This is a genomic window from Paraburkholderia fungorum (genome assembly GCF_046026025.1).
Taxonomy (GTDB): Bacteria; Pseudomonadota; Gammaproteobacteria; order Burkholderiales; family Burkholderiaceae; genus Paraburkholderia; species Paraburkholderia fungorum_E.
Genome location: NZ_JAQQFL010000015.1, coordinates 1 through 18,895, shown reverse-complemented (window position 1 = coordinate 18,895; position 18,895 = coordinate 1). Strand labels below are relative to the sequence as shown.

Annotated in this window: 18 protein-coding genes and 1 tRNA gene; 9 read left to right on the top strand and 10 right to left on the bottom strand. The window is 61.7% G+C overall.

What is annotated here, in order from left to right; genetic code table 11:
• Nucleotides 1-34: 34 nt before the first annotated feature.
• The gene (locus tag PQR67_RS17800) at nt 35-1,357 is read right to left on the bottom strand and encodes an MFS transporter (RefSeq protein ID WP_408461781.1); all 1,323 of its coding nucleotides are present in this window, start codon (nt 1,355-1,357) and stop codon (nt 35-37) included.
• Nucleotides 1,358-1,597: 240 nt separating this feature from the next.
• On the opposite strand from PQR67_RS17800, the gene PQR67_RS17795 reads away from it, so the two are divergent.
• The 7 genes from PQR67_RS17795 (at nt 1,598) to PQR67_RS17765 (ending at nt 7,203) form a co-directional block, all read left to right on the top strand.
• Complete coding sequence (locus PQR67_RS17795; protein WP_408461778.1) at nt 1,598-2,341, top strand: IclR family transcriptional regulator; 744 nt, start codon at nt 1,598-1,600, stop codon at nt 2,339-2,341.
• Nucleotides 2,342-2,416: 75 nt separating this feature from the next.
• Complete coding sequence (locus tag PQR67_RS17790; protein ID WP_408461775.1) at nt 2,417-3,469, top strand: cyclase family protein; 1,053 nt, start codon at nt 2,417-2,419, stop codon at nt 3,467-3,469.
• A gap of 33 nt (nt 3,470-3,502) precedes the next feature.
• Nucleotides 3,503-4,204, top strand: coding sequence for an SDR family oxidoreductase (locus PQR67_RS17785; protein ID WP_408461773.1), 702 nt, complete (start codon nt 3,503-3,505; stop codon nt 4,202-4,204).
• Nucleotides 4,205-4,206: 2 nt separating this feature from the next.
• On the top strand, nt 4,207-5,166 hold the full coding sequence (locus tag PQR67_RS17780; RefSeq protein ID WP_408461770.1) for a 3-hydroxyacyl-CoA dehydrogenase: 960 nt from the start codon (nt 4,207-4,209) through the stop codon (nt 5,164-5,166).
• Nucleotides 5,167-5,232: 66 nt separating this feature from the next.
• Nucleotides 5,233-6,561, top strand: coding sequence for a short-chain fatty acid transporter (locus PQR67_RS17775; RefSeq protein ID WP_408461767.1), 1,329 nt, complete (start codon nt 5,233-5,235; stop codon nt 6,559-6,561).
• Between the two features lie 49 nt (nt 6,562-6,610).
• Nucleotides 6,611-6,895 carry a muconolactone Delta-isomerase gene (gene catC, locus PQR67_RS17770; protein ID WP_408461764.1) on the top strand — a complete coding sequence of 95 codons (285 nt, stop codon included), beginning with the start codon at nt 6,611-6,613 and terminating at the stop codon, nt 6,893-6,895.
• Nucleotides 6,896-6,906: 11 nt separating this feature from the next.
• The gene (locus PQR67_RS17765; RefSeq protein ID WP_408461761.1) at nt 6,907-7,203 is read left to right on the top strand and encodes a YciI family protein; all 297 of its coding nucleotides are present in this window, start codon (nt 6,907-6,909) and stop codon (nt 7,201-7,203) included.
• A 78-nt stretch (nt 7,204-7,281) separates the two neighbouring features.
• Here the strand turns inward: PQR67_RS17765 and dhaK are convergent, their stop codons facing one another.
• The 9 genes from dhaK to PQR67_RS17720 form a co-directional block, all read right to left on the bottom strand.
• The gene (gene dhaK / locus PQR67_RS17760; protein WP_408461758.1) at nt 7,282-8,988 is read right to left on the bottom strand and encodes a dihydroxyacetone kinase subunit DhaK; all 1,707 of its coding nucleotides are present in this window, start codon (nt 8,986-8,988) and stop codon (nt 7,282-7,284) included.
• A gap of 289 nt (nt 8,989-9,277) precedes the next feature.
• A tRNA-Val gene (locus tag PQR67_RS17755) sits at nt 9,278-9,354 on the bottom strand.
• A 112-nt stretch (nt 9,355-9,466) separates the two neighbouring features.
• Nucleotides 9,467-10,957, bottom strand: coding sequence for a M81 family metallopeptidase (locus PQR67_RS17750; protein ID WP_408461755.1), 1,491 nt, complete (start codon nt 10,955-10,957; stop codon nt 9,467-9,469).
• Nucleotides 10,954-12,234, bottom strand: coding sequence for a Zn-dependent hydrolase (locus PQR67_RS17745; protein WP_408461752.1), 1,281 nt, complete (start codon nt 12,232-12,234; stop codon nt 10,954-10,956). The genes PQR67_RS17750 and PQR67_RS17745 overlap by 4 nt, the downstream gene beginning before the upstream one ends.
• Before the next feature lie 33 nt (nt 12,235-12,267).
• Nucleotides 12,268-12,969, bottom strand: coding sequence for an ABC transporter ATP-binding protein (locus PQR67_RS17740; protein ID WP_408461750.1), 702 nt, complete (start codon nt 12,967-12,969; stop codon nt 12,268-12,270).
• Entirely contained in the window at nt 12,966-13,733 is a 768-nt protein-coding gene (locus tag PQR67_RS17735; protein ID WP_408461748.1) for an ABC transporter ATP-binding protein, read from the bottom strand. Before PQR67_RS17735 ends, PQR67_RS17740 begins: the two co-directional genes overlap by 4 nt.
• Complete coding sequence (locus PQR67_RS17730) at nt 13,730-14,800, bottom strand: branched-chain amino acid ABC transporter permease (RefSeq protein ID WP_408461746.1); 1,071 nt, start codon at nt 14,798-14,800, stop codon at nt 13,730-13,732. The genes PQR67_RS17735 and PQR67_RS17730 overlap by 4 nt, the downstream gene beginning before the upstream one ends.
• Nucleotides 14,797-15,657 carry a branched-chain amino acid ABC transporter permease gene (locus PQR67_RS17725; RefSeq protein ID WP_408240199.1) on the bottom strand — a complete coding sequence of 287 codons (861 nt, stop codon included), beginning with the start codon at nt 15,655-15,657 and terminating at the stop codon, nt 14,797-14,799. Before PQR67_RS17725 ends, PQR67_RS17730 begins: the two co-directional genes overlap by 4 nt.
• A 72-nt stretch (nt 15,658-15,729) precedes the next feature.
• Nucleotides 15,730-16,938, bottom strand: coding sequence for an ABC transporter substrate-binding protein (locus PQR67_RS17720; RefSeq protein WP_408461741.1), 1,209 nt, complete (start codon nt 16,936-16,938; stop codon nt 15,730-15,732).
• 275 nt (nt 16,939-17,213) lie between these two features.
• Here PQR67_RS17720 and PQR67_RS17715 point away from each other — a divergent pair, with 275 nt between their 5' ends.
• A complete protein-coding gene (locus PQR67_RS17715; protein ID WP_408461739.1) occupies nt 17,214-18,059 on the top strand; it encodes a FadR/GntR family transcriptional regulator in 846 nt (281 codons plus the stop codon).
• A 304-nt stretch (nt 18,060-18,363) separates the two neighbouring features.
• On the top strand, nt 18,364-18,828 hold the full coding sequence (locus PQR67_RS17710; RefSeq protein WP_408461736.1) for a hypothetical protein: 465 nt from the start codon (nt 18,364-18,366) through the stop codon (nt 18,826-18,828).
• The last annotated feature ends 67 nt before the right edge of the window (nt 18,829-18,895 follow it).

The following is an 18,895-nucleotide window of genomic DNA, read 5'->3' as shown; positions in this document are numbered from 1 at the left end:
CGCGAATGGCAACGCCCGCTCGGCCGAATTGCGATCAACCTTGCGCCAGCGCAGCCGAACGCGCTGCGTCGCGTGCGCCCTCCTGATGCATACGCGTGATCAAGCCCAGCGCACAGAACAGCGTAATCAGCACATGCAAGATCCCCAATGCAACGACCGAGAGAATCGATCCGGTTGCGCCCAGCAGGTACTGCCCGAGAATCGGCGTGGTCCCGGCGAAGACCATGCCGCAAATCTGATAGGAAAGCGAAATACCCGTGTAGCGCACCTGAACCGGAAACGACTTTGCCAGAATGCCGGCCATCGCCGCGTAGTACAGCGAGTGCGGAATCGAGGCGAGCGCCATACCCAGCATCGCAAGTTTCGTCGAACCGGTGGCGATCAGTGAGAACATCACCGGCAGCGCGATGATTTCCGGCACCAGCATGTAAATGACCGCTTTTTTCAAATCCATTTTAGTGGCGAGCACCGCGCCGAACGGTTGCACAATGAGCTGCACGACGATCGCACCGGTAATCACCGTAAGAAACTGCGTACGATCGAAGCCGATGCTCGTGACGGCCCACGAAAGCGCAAACGTCGTCTTGAAGTAAGTCGCCGAGAGGCCGATCACACATGCGCCCACGCCCATTGCCACCAGGCCCTTATGGTTGCGCAGGACCTCGCCGATCGGCAGCTTCGCGACCTTGTTCTTGTCCTTCAATTCCTGCATGGCCGGCGACTCTTCGACGCTCATCCGGATGAACATGCCGACCACCACCAGCAGCGCCGAGAACAGGAACGGAATGCGCCAGCCCCACGTCATGAACTGGTGATCGGGCAGCATCGACGTCAGCAGGAAGGCCACCGTTGCCAGCAGATTGCCCGCGGGCGAGCCTTGTTGCGCAAAAGCGGAATACAGAATTTCCTTGCCCTTCGGCGCATGTTCCGACGACAGCACCACCGCGCCACCCCACTCGCCGCCCATCGCTATACCCTGCATCAGACGGAGCAGAATCAGCAGCGCGGGTGCCAGCAGACCGACCTGGTTGTAGGTGGGTAGCAAGCCCATGCCGGTCGTGCAGCACCCCATCAGCATCAGCGTGATGATCAGCGTTTTCTTGCGGCCAACCTTGTCGCCGAGATGACCGAAGATGATCCCGCCGATCGGCCGCGCCAGAAAGCCTACCCAGAACGTTGCGAATGCCGCGAGCGTGCCGGCCAGCGCGGAGGTAGTCGGAAAGAAGATCTTGCCGAGCACTAGCGCCGCCGCCGTGCTGTACGCGTAGAAGTCATACCATTCGATCGTTGTCCCAACGAATGATGCGATACCCGCCTTGCGGGCATTCCGGTGTTGCGTTTCGAGCGTGAGCGCCATCGTGGTACGTCTCCATTTTGTGTCGCGAATGCACGGGGCGGACTCAACGTCCACTCGCCGTTTGTTCGTATAAAGAACTTAATTTCCTTTATCGAACAAGAAGCGCGACTATAGGTAGCGCTCGCAACAGGCGTCAATTAAGGGATTACCCGTGGCCGCCTCGTGGCGCGACGTCAAATAACTAGGTGTATACCCGCCACCCTATTGTCATCGAGTTATCGAAATGCCGATAATGTTCTCATGGATGTGAAAACTGCAGTACGCGTCTTCGACGTGATAAACCTCTTTGCCGAAGTGCGGCAGCCCATGATCTACAGCGAGATCGCGCGTCGAACCGAGATCCCGCTGTCGAGTTGTCACGCACTTTTGCAAACCATGGTGGCTAAGGGCTACCTCTACGCGCCGGGCGTGAAGGCCGGCTATTACCCCACGCAACGGCTGCTGCACGTGGCTCGCGATATTTGCAGCGAAGACCCGCTGACGCTGCTGTTCCAGCCGCTGCTCAGCTCCCTGCGCGACGCCACCGGCGAGACCGCCGCGCTCGCTACGCTGGCCGGCAACCGCGTCGTCTACCTCGACGTGATGGAGTCGCGCCAGAAGATCCGCTATAGCGACGAGCCCGGCGGCTTCATGTACGTGCATGCAAGCGCGGCAGGCAAAGCGTTGCTCGGCGCTCTGTCCGTGGATGCGCGCCGCAAGCTGCTCGACAGTTGCGAGCCCTTGAGCGCCTCGATCGACGGCACGGTGATCGATCGGAAGACGCTGGAGACGGAAGTAGAGCAAGGCGTGAAAAACGGCTGGCATCGCTCGACGGGCGAAAACGTCGAAGACGTGGCCGGACTGGCGCGCGGCTTCCTGATTCACGGCGAGGCATTCGCCCTTGTGATCGGCGGCCCGAAAGCGCGGCTGTTGAAAAACGAACCGCGCGCGATCGAAGCGCTGCTTGAAATTTACGGCCAGATCCCGCCTGCCCTGCTCGCGTGACGATGCGCTGCACGACTCAATGCCCGCATGTGCGAGCAGTGCGGCGCTTAGGCCAGATCAGTAGAGGAAGGTGAAATGCGTTGGAAGAACAAACCCGAAGGATCCAACTGGGGCGACTTCGGTCCTGACGACCAACTCGGCAGGCCGAATCTGATCGGCGCGGAACAGGTACTCAAGGGCGCGCGTGAAATCCGCGCGGGTTTGAGTTTTTGCCTGTCGTTGCCGCTCGACTTTCCCGGCGACAACAAGCTCAACGTGCGCCGCCATCCGCCTGTGCTGCGCCCAACCTTCAGGGACGGCCTGCCCTACGTCAACTTCCCCCTTGCGCGCAACGAAGCAGGCGCCACCGACGTGGTCAGCGACGACCAGGTGCTGTTGAGCCTTCAGTACTCCACGCAATGGGATTCGCTCGCGCACGTGGGCGCACGCTTCGACGCGGACGGCGACGGCGTACCCGAGAGCGTCTACTACAACGGCTACCGCGCCAATGCGGATATCGTGGGCCCGATCGAGTATCGAGCGGATGAAGGCTTCGCGCCGCATGCCTGCGGTGGCGAACACAGTCACGCCGACGGACTCGGCATCGAAAACCTCGCCGTAAAGGGCATGCAAGGCCGCGGCGTACTGGTCGATCTGGTGGCGCACTATGCGCGCGAGCATCGAACAGTCGGCTACGACGATCTGATGTTCGCGATCGAAGCCGATCGTATCGACATCGAACGCGGCGACATGCTGGTGCTGCGTACCGGCTTCGCCGAGATGGTGCTGGAAATGAATCGCCAGCCCGACGAGGCGGTGCTCAACCGTCACTGCTGCGCACTCGATGGCCGCGACGAACGTCTGCTGCAATGGATCACCGATTCCGGCATCGCCGCGCTCGCCGCGGACAACTACGCGGTGGAACGCTATCCGGCGCGCACACCGGCCACACCGGGCGAGCATCCCTTGTTGCCGCTGCACCACCATTGCCTGTTCAAACTCGGTCTGCCGCTAGGCGAACTCTGGTACTTGCGCGATCTCGCCGCGTGGCTGCGCACGAACGGCCGCTCGCATTTCATGCTGACGGCGCCGCCGCTCCGACTGCCCGGCGCAATGGGTTCGCCGGTCACGCCAATCGCCACCGTCTAAGCGTTTCCTTCCTTATTACCTTCAATCCGAAACATGGCCAAAGAACGAGTTTTGATTACCGGCGGCGCTGCCGGCATCGGTGCGGCATGCGCTGAACGTTGCAAGGCGGATGGTTACGACGTGGTCGTGATCGACCGTGTCGGCGCTGGACTGATCGCCGATCTGTCGGACCCGCAGGCAACGGCGGCGGCGCTTGAGCGCGCGCTCGAAGACGGTCCGATCACACGCCTCGTGAACAACGTCGGCGTCGTCGTGCCGGCCAGTGCGGAAGCGCAATCGCTCGAAGAACTCGAACGCGCCTGGGCGCTCAATGTGCGCTGCTCGCTTCAATGCATGCAGGCGCTGTTGCCCGGCATGAAGGCGGCGGGCTTCGGCCGGATCGTGAACATGTCGTCGCGGGCGGCGCTCGGCAAGGAATTGCGCACGGCCTATTCGGCAACCAAGGCCGCGCTGATCGGCATGACGCGCGTGTGGGCGCTCGAACTCGGCGCCTTCGGCGTGACCGCCAATGCGATCGGCCCCGGTCCGATTCGCACCGAATTGTTCGACCGCGCGAATCCACCTGACGCCCCGCGCACGCGCGCGATCATCGACAGCGTGCCGGTCAGGCGAGTAGGCACGCCGGATGACGTCGCGCATGCCGCGTCGTACCTGCTCGATGCGCGCAGCGGCTTCGTGACCGGCCAGGTGTTGTACGTGTGCGGCGGCATGACCGTCGGCGTCGCGGGAGTCTGAGCATGAACGCACAGGCAATGCGGCGTGCGGGGATTGTCGGCGGCGGAAGCATTGGCATTGCCTTCGCCGTGGTGTTCGCGCGCGCCGGTTGGCGGGTGCGCCTGTTCGATCCGGCTGCCGAACGGCGCGAGCTTGCGTCGGTTGAAATCATGCAACGGCTTACCGAGTTGAGCCGCTTCGGTCTGCTCGACGAAGCCACCGCCGAGGTAGCCGCGCGCGTCGAAATCGTGGCGACGCTGGAAGCGGCCGCAGCCGACGCCGATCTCCTGCAGGAATGTGCGCCGGAGCGTGAAGAGATCAAACGTGAGTTGTTCATCGCACTCGATCGCGTTGCGCCGCCGACCGCGATTCTGGCGAGCGCGTCGTCGTTTCTGGCGGCCTCACGCTTTGTCGACGAAACGCTGCCGGGCCGTGGCCGGTGCCTCGTCGCTCATCCGGGCAATCCGCCATATCTGATCCCGGTCGTCGAAATCGTGCCCGCGCCCTTTACGGACGACGACGCCGTCACACGTGCCATCGCGCTCTTCACCGAGGCCGGCCTTAAGCCGGTGCGCGTGGCAAAAGAAGTAGAAGGGTTCATCTTCAACCGGCTGCAAGGCGCGCTGTTGCGCGAAGCGTATTGCCTCGTGCGCGACGGCGTGGCTTCAGTGGACGACGTCGATACCGTCGTGCGCGAAGGGCTGGGACTGCGCTGGTCGGTGATCGGACCGTTCGAGACCGTCGATCTGAATACGCGCGGCGGGATCGCTTCGCATGCGCAGAAGATGGGACCGTCGTATGCGCGCATGGGCGCGGAACGCGGTCAGAACGATCCGTGGACGCCCGAACTCGTCGCCGATGTCGAGGCGGCGCGCCGCAGCACATTGCCGCTCGATCAGTGGGAAGAACGCGTGGCGTGGCGCGACCGCGCATTGATGCGGCTGACCCGCTTTCGCAAGGACTCCGCACAAAACGATTCGTAAACAGTACACGCCGTACCCGCCGCATGACCCGATAAATATTATTCGACTAACACCAGAGACCGTCACATGCAGAAAATCACCGCCTTCTTCACGGAGCTGATGCGCAAGTATCTGCCCGATCCCTTCGTCTTCGCCATCGGCCTCACCCTGATCACGATGATTCTCGCCGTGATGGTTCAGGGCCAGGCGGTGAGCGCGCTTACCCTGAGTTGGGGTAAGGGCTTCTGGGCGCTGCTCGCGTTCACGACTCAAATGGCGGTGATTCTCGCAGCGGGCTATGTACTCGCCACCGCGCCGCTCACCGAACGCTTTCTCGATCGCCTCGTCGCACGGGTGCACGATCCACGCATGGCGGTGATCGTCGCGACACTGGTTGGCGGGATCGGCAGCTATCTGAACTGGGGCTTCGGTCTGGTGATCGGCGGCATCGTGGCGCGTAAGCTGGCGCTGAGCATCAAGGGTGTGCACTATCCTTTGATCATTGCATCGGCATATAGCGGCTTTACGATGTACGGTCTCGGTCTGTCGGCCAGTATTCCGGTGCTGATCTCCACCAAAGGTCACCCGATGGAAGCGCAGATGGGCGTGATTCCGCTGTCGGAAACGATTTTCTCGCCCGCGATGCTGCTCACGAGCCTTGTCGTCATCATCACGCTGCCGCTTCTGAATGCCTGGCTGCATCCCAAGCCGGGCCAGCCGGTTACGGAGATCGACCGCGTGCTGAACGACGCGCCCAAAGCCGCGGCGCCGGTGCTGGATGTCGACGAAAGCAACACGATTGCCCATCGCCTGAATAACAGCCGCCTGCTGAGCTACCTGATCGGCGCAATCGGCGTGGTCTACGTGGTGCTGTACTTCCACGGCGGCGGTTCGATGGACCTGAACCTGATCAACTTCATCATTCTGTTCCTCGGCATCATTCTGCTCGGCACGCCGATTCGCTATGTCGAGAAGCTGAACGAAGGCATCCGCACGATCAGCGGCATCATTCTGCAGTACCCGTTTTATGCGGGCATTATGGCGATCATGGCGTCGTCGGGTCTGGTCAACACCTTCTCGCACTTCTTCGTCAAGATCGCGACGCCTGCGACGCTGCCGTTCTGGGGTTTGATCAGTTCGTTCTTCATCAACTTCTTCGCGCCGTCGGGCGGCGGTCACTGGGTGATTCAAGGGCCGTTCATGATCGAGGCGGCCAAGTCGATCGGCGCATCGGTGGGACACACGGCGACTGCCGTGATGCTCGGCAACGCGTGGAACGATCTGGTGCAGCCGTTCTGGATTCTGCCGGCGCTCGCGCTGTCGAAGCTGAAACTGAAGGACATCATGGGCTATACGGTCATCATGATGTTCTGGATCGGCATCGTGTACACGGTGGCGGTTCTCGCCTGGGGTTGAAACAGACATCCGGCCGCCACAGAGCGGCCTAATCGATGGAGAGGGTCGAATGTTGTATCTCGTTCATATGCAGGTCCAGATTCCCGCCGACGCCGACACGGCGTTCATCGATCGCCTGAAGGCTGAAGAGAAGGCGTTTTCGCAGAAGCTGCAGCATGAGGGCAAGTGGCGCCATCTGTGGCGCGTGGCCGGTCAGTACGCGAATTACAGCGTGTTCGACGTCGAGTCGAACGACGAGTTGCATACGCTGCTCAGTTCGCTGCCGCTGTTTCCGTACCTGGTTATCAACGTGACGCCGCTCGCGCAGCATCCGTCGGCTATCGCGCCGAACTGAAAGGACCCCGCATGCCCTATATCATCGAAACGTTCGACAAACCCGGCCACGCCGACGTCCGCACGCGCGAGCGCGAGACGCACCTCGCGTTTCTGGAAGAGCACAAGGCACTGCTGCTCGCCTGCGGCGCGAAGCTGAACGAAGACGGAACCGGCGCGGGCGGTGGCGTGTACGTCGTCGATCTGGAAACGCGTGAGGAAGCCGAAAAGTTTATTGCGGCCGATCCGTTTTCTCAGGTCGACTTGTTCGAGCGCGTGACGATCACGCGCTGGCGCAAGGCGTATTTTGATGGCGAGTGCTGTCTTTAAGTTAAGTGTCCAGGCCCGGACTCGCTGTCGGTCGTGCGGGCTTGGACCAAGTTTTTCTACGGCTCTCGAGTTGGCCGCTCAATCGGCCAGCGCCTCGCGAATCGCAGCGAGCCACAACGCCACGGCATGTGCACCGGGGTCCGCGTAACCGAGCGCACGATCGCCGACATAACTCGACCTCCCGAGCCGCGGATGCATCGATGCAGTGTGCGCCGCGCCTTCGGTTGCCGCATCGACCGCGGCTTTCAATGCCGCATCGAGTCCGCCTTCTGAGTTTGCGAGTGCGCCTTGCAGCGCATCGGCGGCAGGTTTCAACGCATCGACCATCGTACGATCGCCAGGATGCGCACCGCCTAACGCCATCAATCCGGCAACGCCCTCGCTGAACGCTGCCGACCACGCCCTCGCCGACGATCCACCCGCCTGTTCGAGTGCGACCGCAGCGCGCAACAACATCACCGCGTAAAGCGGGCCGGAAGTGCCGCCAACCACACGACGGACGGTTGCCGACATGCTGCGCAACACGGCGCCCGGCGTCGCTTCCGAAGGGTAGGCATCGAGTTCGTTGAGAATGCCGCGCGCTCCACGCGACAGGCTGATGCCGAGGTCGCCATCGCCGACGCGTTGGTCCATCTCGGTCAAGATCGGTTCGGCTTCGAGCAGACATGCGCAAACGGCCTCGATCACACGGCGCAACGTTGCTTCGCGCGTAAGCGTCGCGCCGCTGGCACGATCTGGCGTAGCGGGTGCGGGCCGCACGGAAACCTGTGCGACGCGGCCGCTCAACGCGGGCCATGCGGTGGTGTGCGCGGCGGCATCGAGCCAGCTGAGCCGCTCGTCGTCCACGCGCAGCAGTGTCAGCGAGACGCCCGCCATCTCGAGCGCGCTCAGGAACGTACCGGCCCATGCGCGTTCCACATGAATGCCGAGTGTCGCCAGATAACGAAGCGCGGATCCGGCCACGATGCTCAATTCGCTCGAAGGCGTGCCGCCAAGGTTGTTCACCAGCAAAGCCACCCGAGCACCATGTTGCAACGACAAATCGCCGACGATCTTCGCGAGCAGCCTTTCGACGATCGCGTCGGCCGGCACCATCGCGCCGCGTTCAACGCCAGGTTCACCGTGAATGCCGAGACCCCATTCGATTTCGCCATCGGCCAGTTCGAACCCTGGCTTGCCCGCTGCCGGCACCGTGCAAGGCGTGAGCGCGACGCCCATCGTGCCGAGCGACGCGGCCACGTCGCGCGCAATCTGCGCGACCTCGGCCAACGGGCGGCCCGCTGCGGCAGCCGCGCCGGCAATCTTGTGCACCAGCACGGTCCCCGCGAGCCCGCGACGGCCCGCATGATCACCGCTCGCCGCGAGGGCGACATCGTCGGCGACGATGACCATTTCTGTGGGGATACCTTCGGCACGAGCGATCTCGGCAGCGAGGCCGAAGTTGAAACGGTCGCCCGTATAGTTCTTCACGATCAGCAGCACACCCGCGGTGCCCGCTACGGCGCGGATCGCATCGAGCACGGCATCCGTGGAAGGCGACGTGAACACCTCGCCCGCTACCGCGGCGCTCAGCATGCCATGACCCACATAACCGCCATGAGCCGGTTCATGGCCCGAGCCGCCACCCGAGATCAGCGCAACTTCGCCGCGTACGGCAACGGCCTCGGCATCGGCGCGCACGACGATCGTGCCGCCTTGCAACAACGAGAGATTGGGATTGAGCGCCGCGAGCCCGTCGAGCATGTCGGGGACAAGCGCGGAGACGTCGTTGATAAGCTTCTTCATTTCGTCAGCTTCCTTTTAAGCTGCCGGCCCTGTGTCGCGAGCTCACGGCAGTTTATGCAGTTGCGAGACCTGGAGGCTCAACTGTACCGCGCATCGGGAGAATGCGAGGTGAAGCGGCGACCACGAACGCGCAAAAGCGTCAGCGAACGAGGCAGACTGGGGCGAAACAGAAGCGATACGAAAAGGGGAGACTGACAGACAGCCGCACGATAACGATGTGCGCCGATGTGAAGCGAGAAGATGAGCGTAGACGAAAACGGAACCGTTTTCGTCTACGTCACCGATGCGTTGGTAGGCTCGATTGGATTCGAACCAACGACCCCCACCATGTCAAGGTGGTGCTCTAACCAACTGAGCTACGAGCCTTTAGAGGCGCGAATTATAGAGACTCCGGGCGCGCAGCACAAGTCCCGCGCGGCAAGTCTGTGCACGCACGCGTGCTCTTCGGTTCGTCGCGCGATTGGTTGTTGAACCTACTTCAGTTCGCCGACGCCCACCCGGTTTGTGTATCCAGTGGGAAAACCGGGCGCTTCACGTGCGTGAACCTGAACAGCCCATAATCCGAACTTGTCACGCCGCGGCTATCGCACTCCACCAGCGCCGCAGCGATCGGCACAAAAACCGGGCGGCAATACATACGCGATTTAAGCAGCAGGAAACGCGCGCGTCGCGGGTCGATGCCGACGCTCTCGAATACACCGAGGTCCCATGGTTCGTGCGTGCGCTCAGTCACCACGAGCTTGACCGTGCCGGTGTCGAGCACCGCCGCGCGCCCCATGAACGCACGCTGACCTGTGTAGGTCGGGCCACTGATTACGTACTCGCCATCGGTCAGCGCGCGCACTACGCCGGTCACCGCAACCGGCAACCGCGGCGTCACAGCATGGCTTGCGACCTTGTTGCCAATCGTCACCGTGACCGTGCTGCCGACGCCCGCCGCCATCAGCGCCGCGACGGCCTGCGGATCGCACAATGGCCCGCTTACGACTCCTTCGAGCTTCTGCTTGAGCGCCTCCTCCAGCAGATCCATCGTGTCGCACGTGCCACCCGACATGCAGTTGTCGCCGTGATCGAGCAACAGCACCGGTTTGTCCGCGCCTTGCGCGAGCGCTGCGGCCTGCGCCACTGATTCCGCCAGCGGCGCGCTGCGATACACGAAATCCTCACGCTCGTTCCAGATCTGCCGCGCGATGTGCTCCGCCACCGCTTCGGCCTGCTCACGCTCGCCGTTCGCCACCACCACGACGCTGATACACGGCGCCTCGATGTCGGCGAGCGAGAAACCGGACAGAACCGACACCGCGAGCATGCCATCGGCCTCTGCTGCACGCGCGGCATCCACGGCACGTTTCATCGCGCCTTCGGCCGTCGCGCTGCGCAGCGTGTGCGTGAGCAACGGCGGCTGGCGCCATGCGATCACCGGTTTTACCTTGCCGTGGATCAGTTCGAACATCAGACGCGCCGCATGCGCGCCGGTCTCGTACATGTCGACGTGCGGATAGGTTTTGAAGCTGACAATCACGTCGGCGTTATCGATCATCTTCTGCGTGACGTTGCCATGCAGATCCAGTGCAACCGCAATCGGTGCATGGGGCAACGCGGCGCGCACGCGTTCGAGCAGATCGCCTTCACCATCGTTCGAATTCTCGGCGACCATCGCACCGTGCAGGTCGAGCATCACGGCGTCGCACCCTGTTGCGGCTGCCACGATCGCATCGCAGATCGCGTCATAAGCGGCGGCCTCGACCCGGCCGCTCGGATTCGCCGATGCGGAAATGGGCGTCACGATCAGGGCTTGCTCGCGCTCGGCAGCGTCGATGAACGCGGCCATTGCGGTCTGCATGCCCTTGTTTTCGTTGAACGCGTCTTCGCCGTAGCTCGGGCCGTTGCGGCCGAACGCTGCAAGCGGCGTGGCCACCGGCGAGAACGTGTTGGTTTCGTGGTTCATCCTTGCAATCAGGATCTTCATGCTTCAGTGCTCCCCGCCGTTTGTGCAGCGTTCAGCATGGCCTGCAACAGGACGTTGCAGCCCGCTTCCAGGTGATCCGCGCGTGCGTCCTCAATTTCGTTGTGGCTGATGCCGTCCTTGCACGGCACAAAGATCATGGCGGCCGGCGCCACGCGCGCGAGATAGACGGCGTCATGGCCGGCACCGCTGATCACGTCCATCGACGAAAAACCGAGCTCGTCCGCACCTTGCTTAACCGCGCCAACCAGCTCCGCCGCGAACGGCTGAGGCGGGAAATACACCACCTGTTCGACATCGACCGTGATGCCTGCCTTCTCACCCGCGGCCGCGCAAACAGCGCGTAGCGCGGCATCCATCGCTGTGAGCGAGGCGTCGTCGGCGGCCCGCAGGTCGACCGTCAGGGTGACGCGGCCAGGAATCACGTTGCGTGAATTCGGATGCACGTCGAGCCAGCCGACGGTCCCGCGACCATGCGGCGCGTGATCGAGGGCGATGCGATTCACCGCGTGAATCAGATCCGCCGCGACGAGCAGCGCGTCGCGGCGCAATGCCATCGGCGTAGGACCCGCGTGCGCTTCCATGCCGTGCACCGTCACGTCGTACCAGCGTTGACCCAACGCGCCCTGTACGACGCCGATCGTCGTGTCATGCGCCTCCAGCACGGGCCCCTGCTCGATGTGTGCTTCGAAATACGCGCCGACCGCATGAGGCTTGCCGTTGTCGCCCGCATAGCCGATCGACGCTAGCGCGTCGCGTACGGACATGCCCTCGCGATCGCGTTGGTCGAGCGCATGCTCCAACGTGAACGCACCGGCGAACACGCCTGAACCCATCATCACCGGCACGAAACGCGAACCCTCTTCATTGGTCCATACCGCGACCTCCAGCGGTGCACGCGTCCGTATGTTGGCGTCAGCCAGTGTGCGCAATACTTCGAGACCGGCGAGCACACCGTAATTGCCGTCGAACTTGCCACCCGTGGGCTGCGTATCGATGTGGCTGCCGGTCATCACCGGCGGCAGATCGTCATTCAGACCCGGGCGGCGCGCGAAGATATTGCCGATCGCGTCGATCCGCACGCTGCAACCAATCTCCTTCGCCCACGCGACAAAGAGGTCGCGCGCCTTGCGGTCCAGTTCGGTCAACGCGAGCCGGCACACACCGCCTTTATCCGTCGCGCCGATTTGTGCGAGTTGCATGAGACTGTCCCAGAGCCGCGCACCGTCGATACGCAGATCGGCGAGCGTCCCGACGGTTGTTGATTCATGAACTTGCATCAATGCTTCCTCATAGTAAAGACAGCGTGCGCGTCAGACGACGCCGACGCCCAGATAACGGTCCTTGATCGAATCGTCGGCGGCGAACGAATCGTTGCCGCCTTCGTAGACGATCACGCCCTGTTCGATGATGTAGTGGCGATCCGCGAGTTGTGTGCAAACTTCCAGGTTCTGCTCGACCAGCAGGATCGCGACGCCCGCTTCACGAATCAACTTGAGCTGTGCGACGATCTCTTCCACGATCACCGGGGCGAGACCCTCAACCGGTTCGTCGAGCATCAACAGGCGCGGATGATTCATCAACGCGCGGCCGATCGCGAGCATCTGCTGTTCGCCGCCGGAGAGTTGCGCACCACCGTTCGTACGCCGCTCTTTCAGACGCGGGAAAATACGGTAGATGTCGTCGAGTTGCCACGGCGAATCCTTGCGTGCGCCGAGCCGCAGATTTTCTTCGACAGTCAGCAGACGAAAGACACCACGATGTTCGGGTACAAAGCACACGCCGCGGGAGGCGATCCTGTGCGGCGGCTTGCCGTCGATTGCAACGCCGTTGAAGGTCACCGTACCACGCTGCGGCGTGACCACACCGGCAATGGCCTTGAGCGTGGTCGACTTGCCTGCGCCGTTGCGGCCTAGCAGGGTGACCGTCTCCCCGTCGTTGATTTGCAGCGACACCCCTTGCAGGATATGGCTCTTGCCGTAGAAACCGTGGATCTGCTGCACGTCGAGAATCATGCGCGGCCTCCGGTGATCATGTTGCCCAGATAGGCGCTGCGTACGCGCTCGTCGCCGCGAATATCGTCCGGGCGCCCTTCCACCAGCACGCGCCCTTGCTGCATGACGGTGATCGTGTCGGAGATGTCCATCACGATACCCATGTTGTGCTCGATCAGCACGACGGTGTAATCATCGCGCAGGCCGCGAATCAGTTGCTTCATGTCGTCGAGATCGTCGATGCCCATGCCGGAAGTCGGCTCATCCAGAAAGATCGCCTTGGGTCGCGCAGCGAGCGCCATGCCGACTTCGAGCCGCCGTTGCTGACCGTGCGACAACGCGCCCGCAGGCAGCTCGCTAAAGCGCTGCAACGCGAGGCGCTCAAGCACACTGTCAACCGTATCCGCGTGGGTGAGCCCGCCATGCGGCGGCGTCCACGCGTTCAACGCGCGCACCGCGTCGACGCCTTGCGCGGCGAGCCGCAGATTTTCGCGCACGCTCAGATTGGCGAACAGACTCGTCACCTGAAACGAACGCGCGACGCCGCGGCGCACGCGCTTGTGGTCCGGTTCGTGCGTCACGTCATGACCGTCGAAGACGATCTTCCCTTCGGTGATAGGCAAGGTGCCCGTCAACACGTGAAACAGCGTTGTCTTGCCCGCGCCGTTCGGACCGATCACCGAATGCACCGTACGCGGCATGACGCGCAGATTGACTTCGGAGAGCGCCGTGAATTTCCCATACCGCTTCACCACGCCGCTCGCTTGCAGAATCGCTTCGCTCATACGCGCTCCCTGGCTGCGTGGTTGCCGGCGTCGTTGTCAGCATCATCACCGGATGGATTGCGCCGCCATGCTTGCCAGATTCGTTCACCCAGACCCCATAGGCCGCGCTGCATGAAAAGGCTAACGGCGATCAGCACAATGCCGAGCAGCAACAGCCAGCGCGGCCATAGCGTGGAAAGCCAATCGGCGAACAGCACATAGAATGCCGCGCCCAGCACGGACGCGAAAAGATTGCCTGTGCCGCCGATCACCGTCATCACAAGGATCATCTCGCTTGTGTGGTAATCGATGTTGGACAGCGGCGCGATACCGGTCATCAGTGCATGCAACGCGCCAGCGAGGCCCGTCACGGCGCCGGAGATTACGAACGCCATGAGCTTGAAGCGCTTGACGTCGTAGCCGACCGCGGCTGCGCGCGCTTCGTTGTCGCGGATCGCCAGCAGCGTGCGTCCGAATACCGAATGCGAGACACGCATCAGCAACCAGAACACCACGAGGAACAGCACGGCGACGAAACCGTAGTACTGCCACGGTGAGGTCAACGGTACGAGTTCTTTGCCGAACAGCCCCAGCGCCGGGCGTGGGATGTCGAGCAGGCCATTGTCGCCGCCGGTCAGATCGGGTGTGGTGTAGGCGAGGAAGTAGAAGAGTTGCCCGAATGCGAGCGTCAACATGACGAAGTACGTGCCGCGCTGGCGAATCGAAAACCAGCCGACCAGAACGGCGGCCGCCGCGCCGATCACAATCGCGGCGAATAGCGCCACGGGTATCGGCATTGCCGTTCTGGTGAGAACGAGGCCCGCGCAATAGCTGCCAAGTCCAAAGAAGATACCCTGGCCGAAAGAGAGCAAGCCGGTATGGCCGAGTAGCAGATTACAACCGAGTGCGGCGAGCGCGAACACCAGCACTTCCGTCGCAAGCGATCCAGAGCGCAGCGTGAGGGGCAACACGCACACGACCAGCAACGCAAGCAAGAGGAAGCGATAGCGGTGCAACGCGTGCTTCAAGCTGCGTTGACCCGCCCGGGAAGGTGCATCTTGCACGATAGGTTTTGATGGTTCGATCATGCCGCTCTCCCGAGCAGGCCATTCGGCCGTAGCAACAGCACCGCGGCCATCGCGACATAGATCATCAACCGCGCGCCCTCCGGCCACAGCGTACTCATCACACTCTGCACAATGCCGACCAACAGCCCGCCGACCAGCGCACCGAGAAAATTGCCCATGCCGCCGACCACCACCACGACGAACGCGACGCTGAGCGCTTCGATGCCCATGAACGGATCGACGCCACGAATCGGCGCGGCGAGCACACCCGCCAATGCGGCGGTAGCGGCACCCAGCGCAAACACCAGGCTGAAGACGCGTGTCACGTTGATGCCAAGCAGCGACACCATCTCCGTCGATTCGCTGCCGGCCCGCACTGCGCTGCCGAGCCGTGTGCCTTCCAGCACCCACCACAACAATGCGGCCAGCACGGCTGTGAATCCGATCACGAACAGGCGGTACTTCGGATACACGAAACTGCCCCAGATCACCACGCCATTCAACATATCGGGAACCGGCACGTTATCGCCGAGCGGGCCCCAGATCAGGATCGCGCATTCCTGCACGACGAGAGCAAGGCCGACCGTCACGAGAATATGAAACTCGTGCTGTTGCGCGTACACGTGCCGCAAGATCAGCTTCTCGACGACCCACGCAAGCGCGCCGACTACGATCGGCACGACGACAAGCGCGGTCCAGAAGTTCATCGACCACTGCATGGCTTGATAGCAGAAATACGCGCCGAGCAGATAGAACGCGCCGTGCGCGAAATTCACAAACCGCAGCAGGCCGAACACGATCGACAAGCCGACCGCGAGCAGGAAATACAGCATCCCCACTCCGATGCCGTTGACGATCTGCAGGAGATAAACGTTCATGGCGTCCGTCTAAAGGGTGTAGCGATGGGGTTTCGCTAATGAGCGTGCCGCATTGCATACGGCACGGATGCATCAGGCCATCTTGCAGCCAGTCTGTTCGAGCGACAGGAACGACTGGCCGGAACTCACGATATCCGCGTAGTCGTCGGCGTTTTTCATCTTGTTCTTCGCCTTGCCCTTCAACAGATAGTAGTTCTTAAGTACCTGATGGTCACCTTTGCGGACTTCTTCCGGACCGGTCAAGCCGTCATATTTCATACCCTCGAGCGTCGCCGCCACCTTCCTGGGGTCAACCGTACCCGCTTTTACGATGCCGTCGAGCAGGATCTTTGTGCAGATATAGGAACCCGCGAGGCTGTAGTTGGGATTGGCCTTGAACACAGCATTACTACGCTTGACGAGATCACGATTGAGCGGCGAGTCGATGCCGTGCCAATACTGTGCGCCGAAGTAAACGCCTTCGCACAGATCCGCACCAAGCGATTCGAATTGCTCCAGACCAGAGGCCCACGCAAGCAGAATCGTGCAATTGTTCTTCATGCCGAAGCTCACCGCCTGGCGCAAAGTATCGGACGATTGCGACCCGAAGTTGAGAATCAGCAGAACATCAGGCTTCGCAGCAACGGCATTCGTCAGATAACCGCTGAATTCTTTTTCGTTGAGCGAGTGGTAGCTATTGCCCACATGCTCGATACCTTTTTCCTTGAAGATCGCCTTTGCCGCCGATAGCAAACCGTCGCCGAACACGTATTGCGGCGTGATGGTGTACCAGCGCTTTGCTTTGGGCATCATCTGGATCAACGGGCGCACGGTCTGTTCGATCGCACCGTAGGTCGGCACGGACCAGCGGAAAGTCGCGTCGTTGCAGTCCTTGCCCGTGATTTCATCCGCGCCTGCCGTGGTGATGAAAATGCCGCCGGCCTTCTGCACTTCCTTGCCCATCGCTAACGATTCGGAGGACAGAATACCGCCAGCGAAGAAGCGCGCGTTCTTCTGCTGTGCGATTTCCTGCACGCGACGCACGGCTGTCGCGGGCTTGCCTTCGGTATCGAGCACCGTATAGGCAAGCGGCTGGCCGAGTACCTTGCCGTACTGTTCGATAGCGAGCTTCATGCCGAGGTCGGCGTATTTTCCGTTCGCGGCGAACGGGCCCGACATCGGCACCGGGCATGCGAACTGCAAAGCCCCGGTCTGCGCGAACGCACTACGCGCGACCAGTGAGCCCAACGATCCCGGAACGGCCGACAACGCGGCCAGCTTCAACATATTTCGGCGATTCAAAATGACGCTCCTTAGGAAAGAGACACGCACTGACCGACTGCGAAACTGAAAGACTGCGCGAACAACGACGAAAGCTTGCTGGCCACCGGGAAGTTTTCCATCACACCAGCTTTATTCTATTTATCATGATAAATAGGTTGGACTTGATCGTAGGTACAATAAATTCGAGTGTCAATAAGGCAAAATTCCTGGCGGCAGCGACACGGTTTTCCGTGCCATGACGGGCTCGGCGGCCGGTCGAAAGCGCGTGCAGGACAAAACTGGGAGTAACGAAAATGGCCATGGACCGCGCCAAGGCTGGCGCCGCGATTGAGATCAAGCAGCAAAAGCGCGGCGATCTGGTCGCCGAGGAGATCAAGCGGCTCATCACGGAGAAGGACCTGAAGCCAGGCGACCGCCTGCCGCGCGAGGTGGAACTGCAGCAGCTCTTTTCGGTGAGCAAAAGCACGATCCGCGAGGCGCTAAAGTCGCTCGAGGTACAGGGTCTCATCAAGGTGACCACGGGACCGAGCGGCGGCGGCATGGTGGTCGAAGTGCCGCTCGATCGCACGTTACAGCTCTTGCAGAACTACCTGTTCTTCAAGGACGTATCGATCGACGACATTTACACCGTGCGCAAATTGCTGGAGCCGGAGTTGGCTGCGGGTGCCGTGCCGCATCTGACAGAGCAGGATTTCGAGGCGCTCGAAGCGAGCATTGCGTGCTGCGATCGACCGGCTTCGTCGCATGGCGGGCAGGACATCGTCCGGCAACGTCAGGAAGACGTCAATTTTCACGACATCCTCGCGGCGGCGAATCCGAATCCGTTCCTTCGCTTCAGTTGTGAACTGATCAACGAAATGATCCGGCAACTGATCGAATTTCGTAACGATACGCCGCAAGCAGAACACGAGCGTTTCGGCCAGGCCAACGTGAAGATCCACAAAGCAATCACGAAAGCGGCGCGCGAACGCGATGTGGAGAAGGTGCGCGAGTTGATGGTCGTTCACATGACCGAAGCACCACGTTATGTGAAGCGGATGAAAGGCAAGCTGCGCGGCCGGCTGATTCTCGATTCGGAGATTCGCCGGCGTGTCAGGGCGCGTACCGTGGCGTCGACTGATGAGACAGATCAGGAATGATTTCGACGGGGGAATCGAAAGGATTGACCAAAGCAAAATGAAAGCACAGACGTACCGGCTGAGCGACTGCGATTAGCTTGTGCGCAGCTATCCCGCGGCTCGAGGCAATCGAGGCAGTCAAGGCAGTCGAGGCAGTCAAGGCAGTCAAGGCAGTCAAGGCAGTCAAGGCAGTCAAGGCAGTCAAGGCAGTCAAGGCAGTCAAGGCAGTCAAGGCAGTCAATTGTGGTGCAGTGGCCCCGCGAGGGCTCAACTTTTTGCGGCCCGCGCCGTTATTGCATCTGCACAGGCATAACACTGGACCGTCATGGCACAACCTATTCCGTTTTCCCGCAACACTGGCGCTGCACGTGCCCGGCATGACAAAGCCATGCTGCTGCCGATTGCCCGGAAGATCGCCGACGACCTTGCCTTGCGCGTACATCTGGCGCTTGACGCCTTGTGCCGAGGAACCGGCGGCACGAGCGATGCACAAACGCTCACGCAGGTCATGCTGTTGACGGGTTTTCTGGCTGAATCCGGCTTCGGCTCGATGACCGGCGAGCAACTCGGTGCGGCGGAGCGCGCGGTGTCGGCGGTTTTCGATATCGGCCGTGAAACCGGCAAGTGGAAATTGGACAGCGGAGGCTTCGCGCTTTTCGCCGAAATCGCAACGAATTACGATCGGCAACTGCACAGCGCGCCCCTTTGGGCGATCACCGACGCCAGCGAGCGACTCGACCGGTTTACTGCGGGTGTGTCGTATCAGGCGCCAGTGCGAAAACGAGCTTAGTTGAATGTGATGATTTGGCGCTGTCTACTGACGCGTCAGCCACCGCGCGTGGGTACCTGGAGCTGAC

Excerpts from the sequence above, each read along its gene's own strand:
- dhaK (WP_408461758.1), bottom strand. The coding sequence starts at position 8,988 with ATGAAGAAGCTTATCAACGACGTCTCCGCGCTTGTCCCCGACATGCTC.
- PQR67_RS17730 (WP_408461746.1), bottom strand. The coding sequence starts at position 14,800 with ATGATCGAACCATCAAAACCTATCGTGCAAGATGCACCTTCCCGGGCG.
- PQR67_RS17750 (WP_408461755.1), bottom strand. The coding sequence starts at position 10,957 with ATGAAGATCCTGATTGCAAGGATGAACCACGAAACCAACACGTTCTCG.
- PQR67_RS17785 (WP_408461773.1), top strand. The coding sequence starts at position 3,503 with ATGGCCAAAGAACGAGTTTTGATTACCGGCGGCGCTGCCGGCATCGGT.
- PQR67_RS17790 (WP_408461775.1), top strand. The coding sequence starts at position 2,417 with ATGCGTTGGAAGAACAAACCCGAAGGATCCAACTGGGGCGACTTCGGT.
- PQR67_RS17715 (WP_408461739.1), top strand. The coding sequence starts at position 17,214 with ATGGCCATGGACCGCGCCAAGGCTGGCGCCGCGATTGAGATCAAGCAG.
- PQR67_RS17780 (WP_408461770.1), top strand. The coding sequence starts at position 4,207 with ATGAACGCACAGGCAATGCGGCGTGCGGGGATTGTCGGCGGCGGAAGC.
- PQR67_RS17795 (WP_408461778.1), top strand. The coding sequence starts at position 1,598 with ATGGATGTGAAAACTGCAGTACGCGTCTTCGACGTGATAAACCTCTTT.
- catC (WP_408461764.1), top strand. The coding sequence starts at position 6,611 with ATGTTGTATCTCGTTCATATGCAGGTCCAGATTCCCGCCGACGCCGAC.
- PQR67_RS17710 (WP_408461736.1), top strand. The coding sequence starts at position 18,364 with ATGGCACAACCTATTCCGTTTTCCCGCAACACTGGCGCTGCACGTGCC.
- PQR67_RS17725 (WP_408240199.1), bottom strand. The coding sequence starts at position 15,657 with ATGAACGTTTATCTCCTGCAGATCGTCAACGGCATCGGAGTGGGGATG.
- PQR67_RS17745 (WP_408461752.1), bottom strand. The coding sequence starts at position 12,234 with ATGCAAGTTCATGAATCAACAACCGTCGGGACGCTCGCCGATCTGCGT.
- PQR67_RS17775 (WP_408461767.1), top strand. The coding sequence starts at position 5,233 with ATGCAGAAAATCACCGCCTTCTTCACGGAGCTGATGCGCAAGTATCTG.
- PQR67_RS17735 (WP_408461748.1), bottom strand. The coding sequence starts at position 13,733 with ATGAGCGAAGCGATTCTGCAAGCGAGCGGCGTGGTGAAGCGGTATGGG.
- PQR67_RS17800 (WP_408461781.1), bottom strand. The coding sequence starts at position 1,357 with ATGGCGCTCACGCTCGAAACGCAACACCGGAATGCCCGCAAGGCGGGT.
- PQR67_RS17740 (WP_408461750.1), bottom strand. The coding sequence starts at position 12,969 with ATGATTCTCGACGTGCAGCAGATCCACGGTTTCTACGGCAAGAGCCAT.
- PQR67_RS17765 (WP_408461761.1), top strand. The coding sequence starts at position 6,907 with ATGCCCTATATCATCGAAACGTTCGACAAACCCGGCCACGCCGACGTC.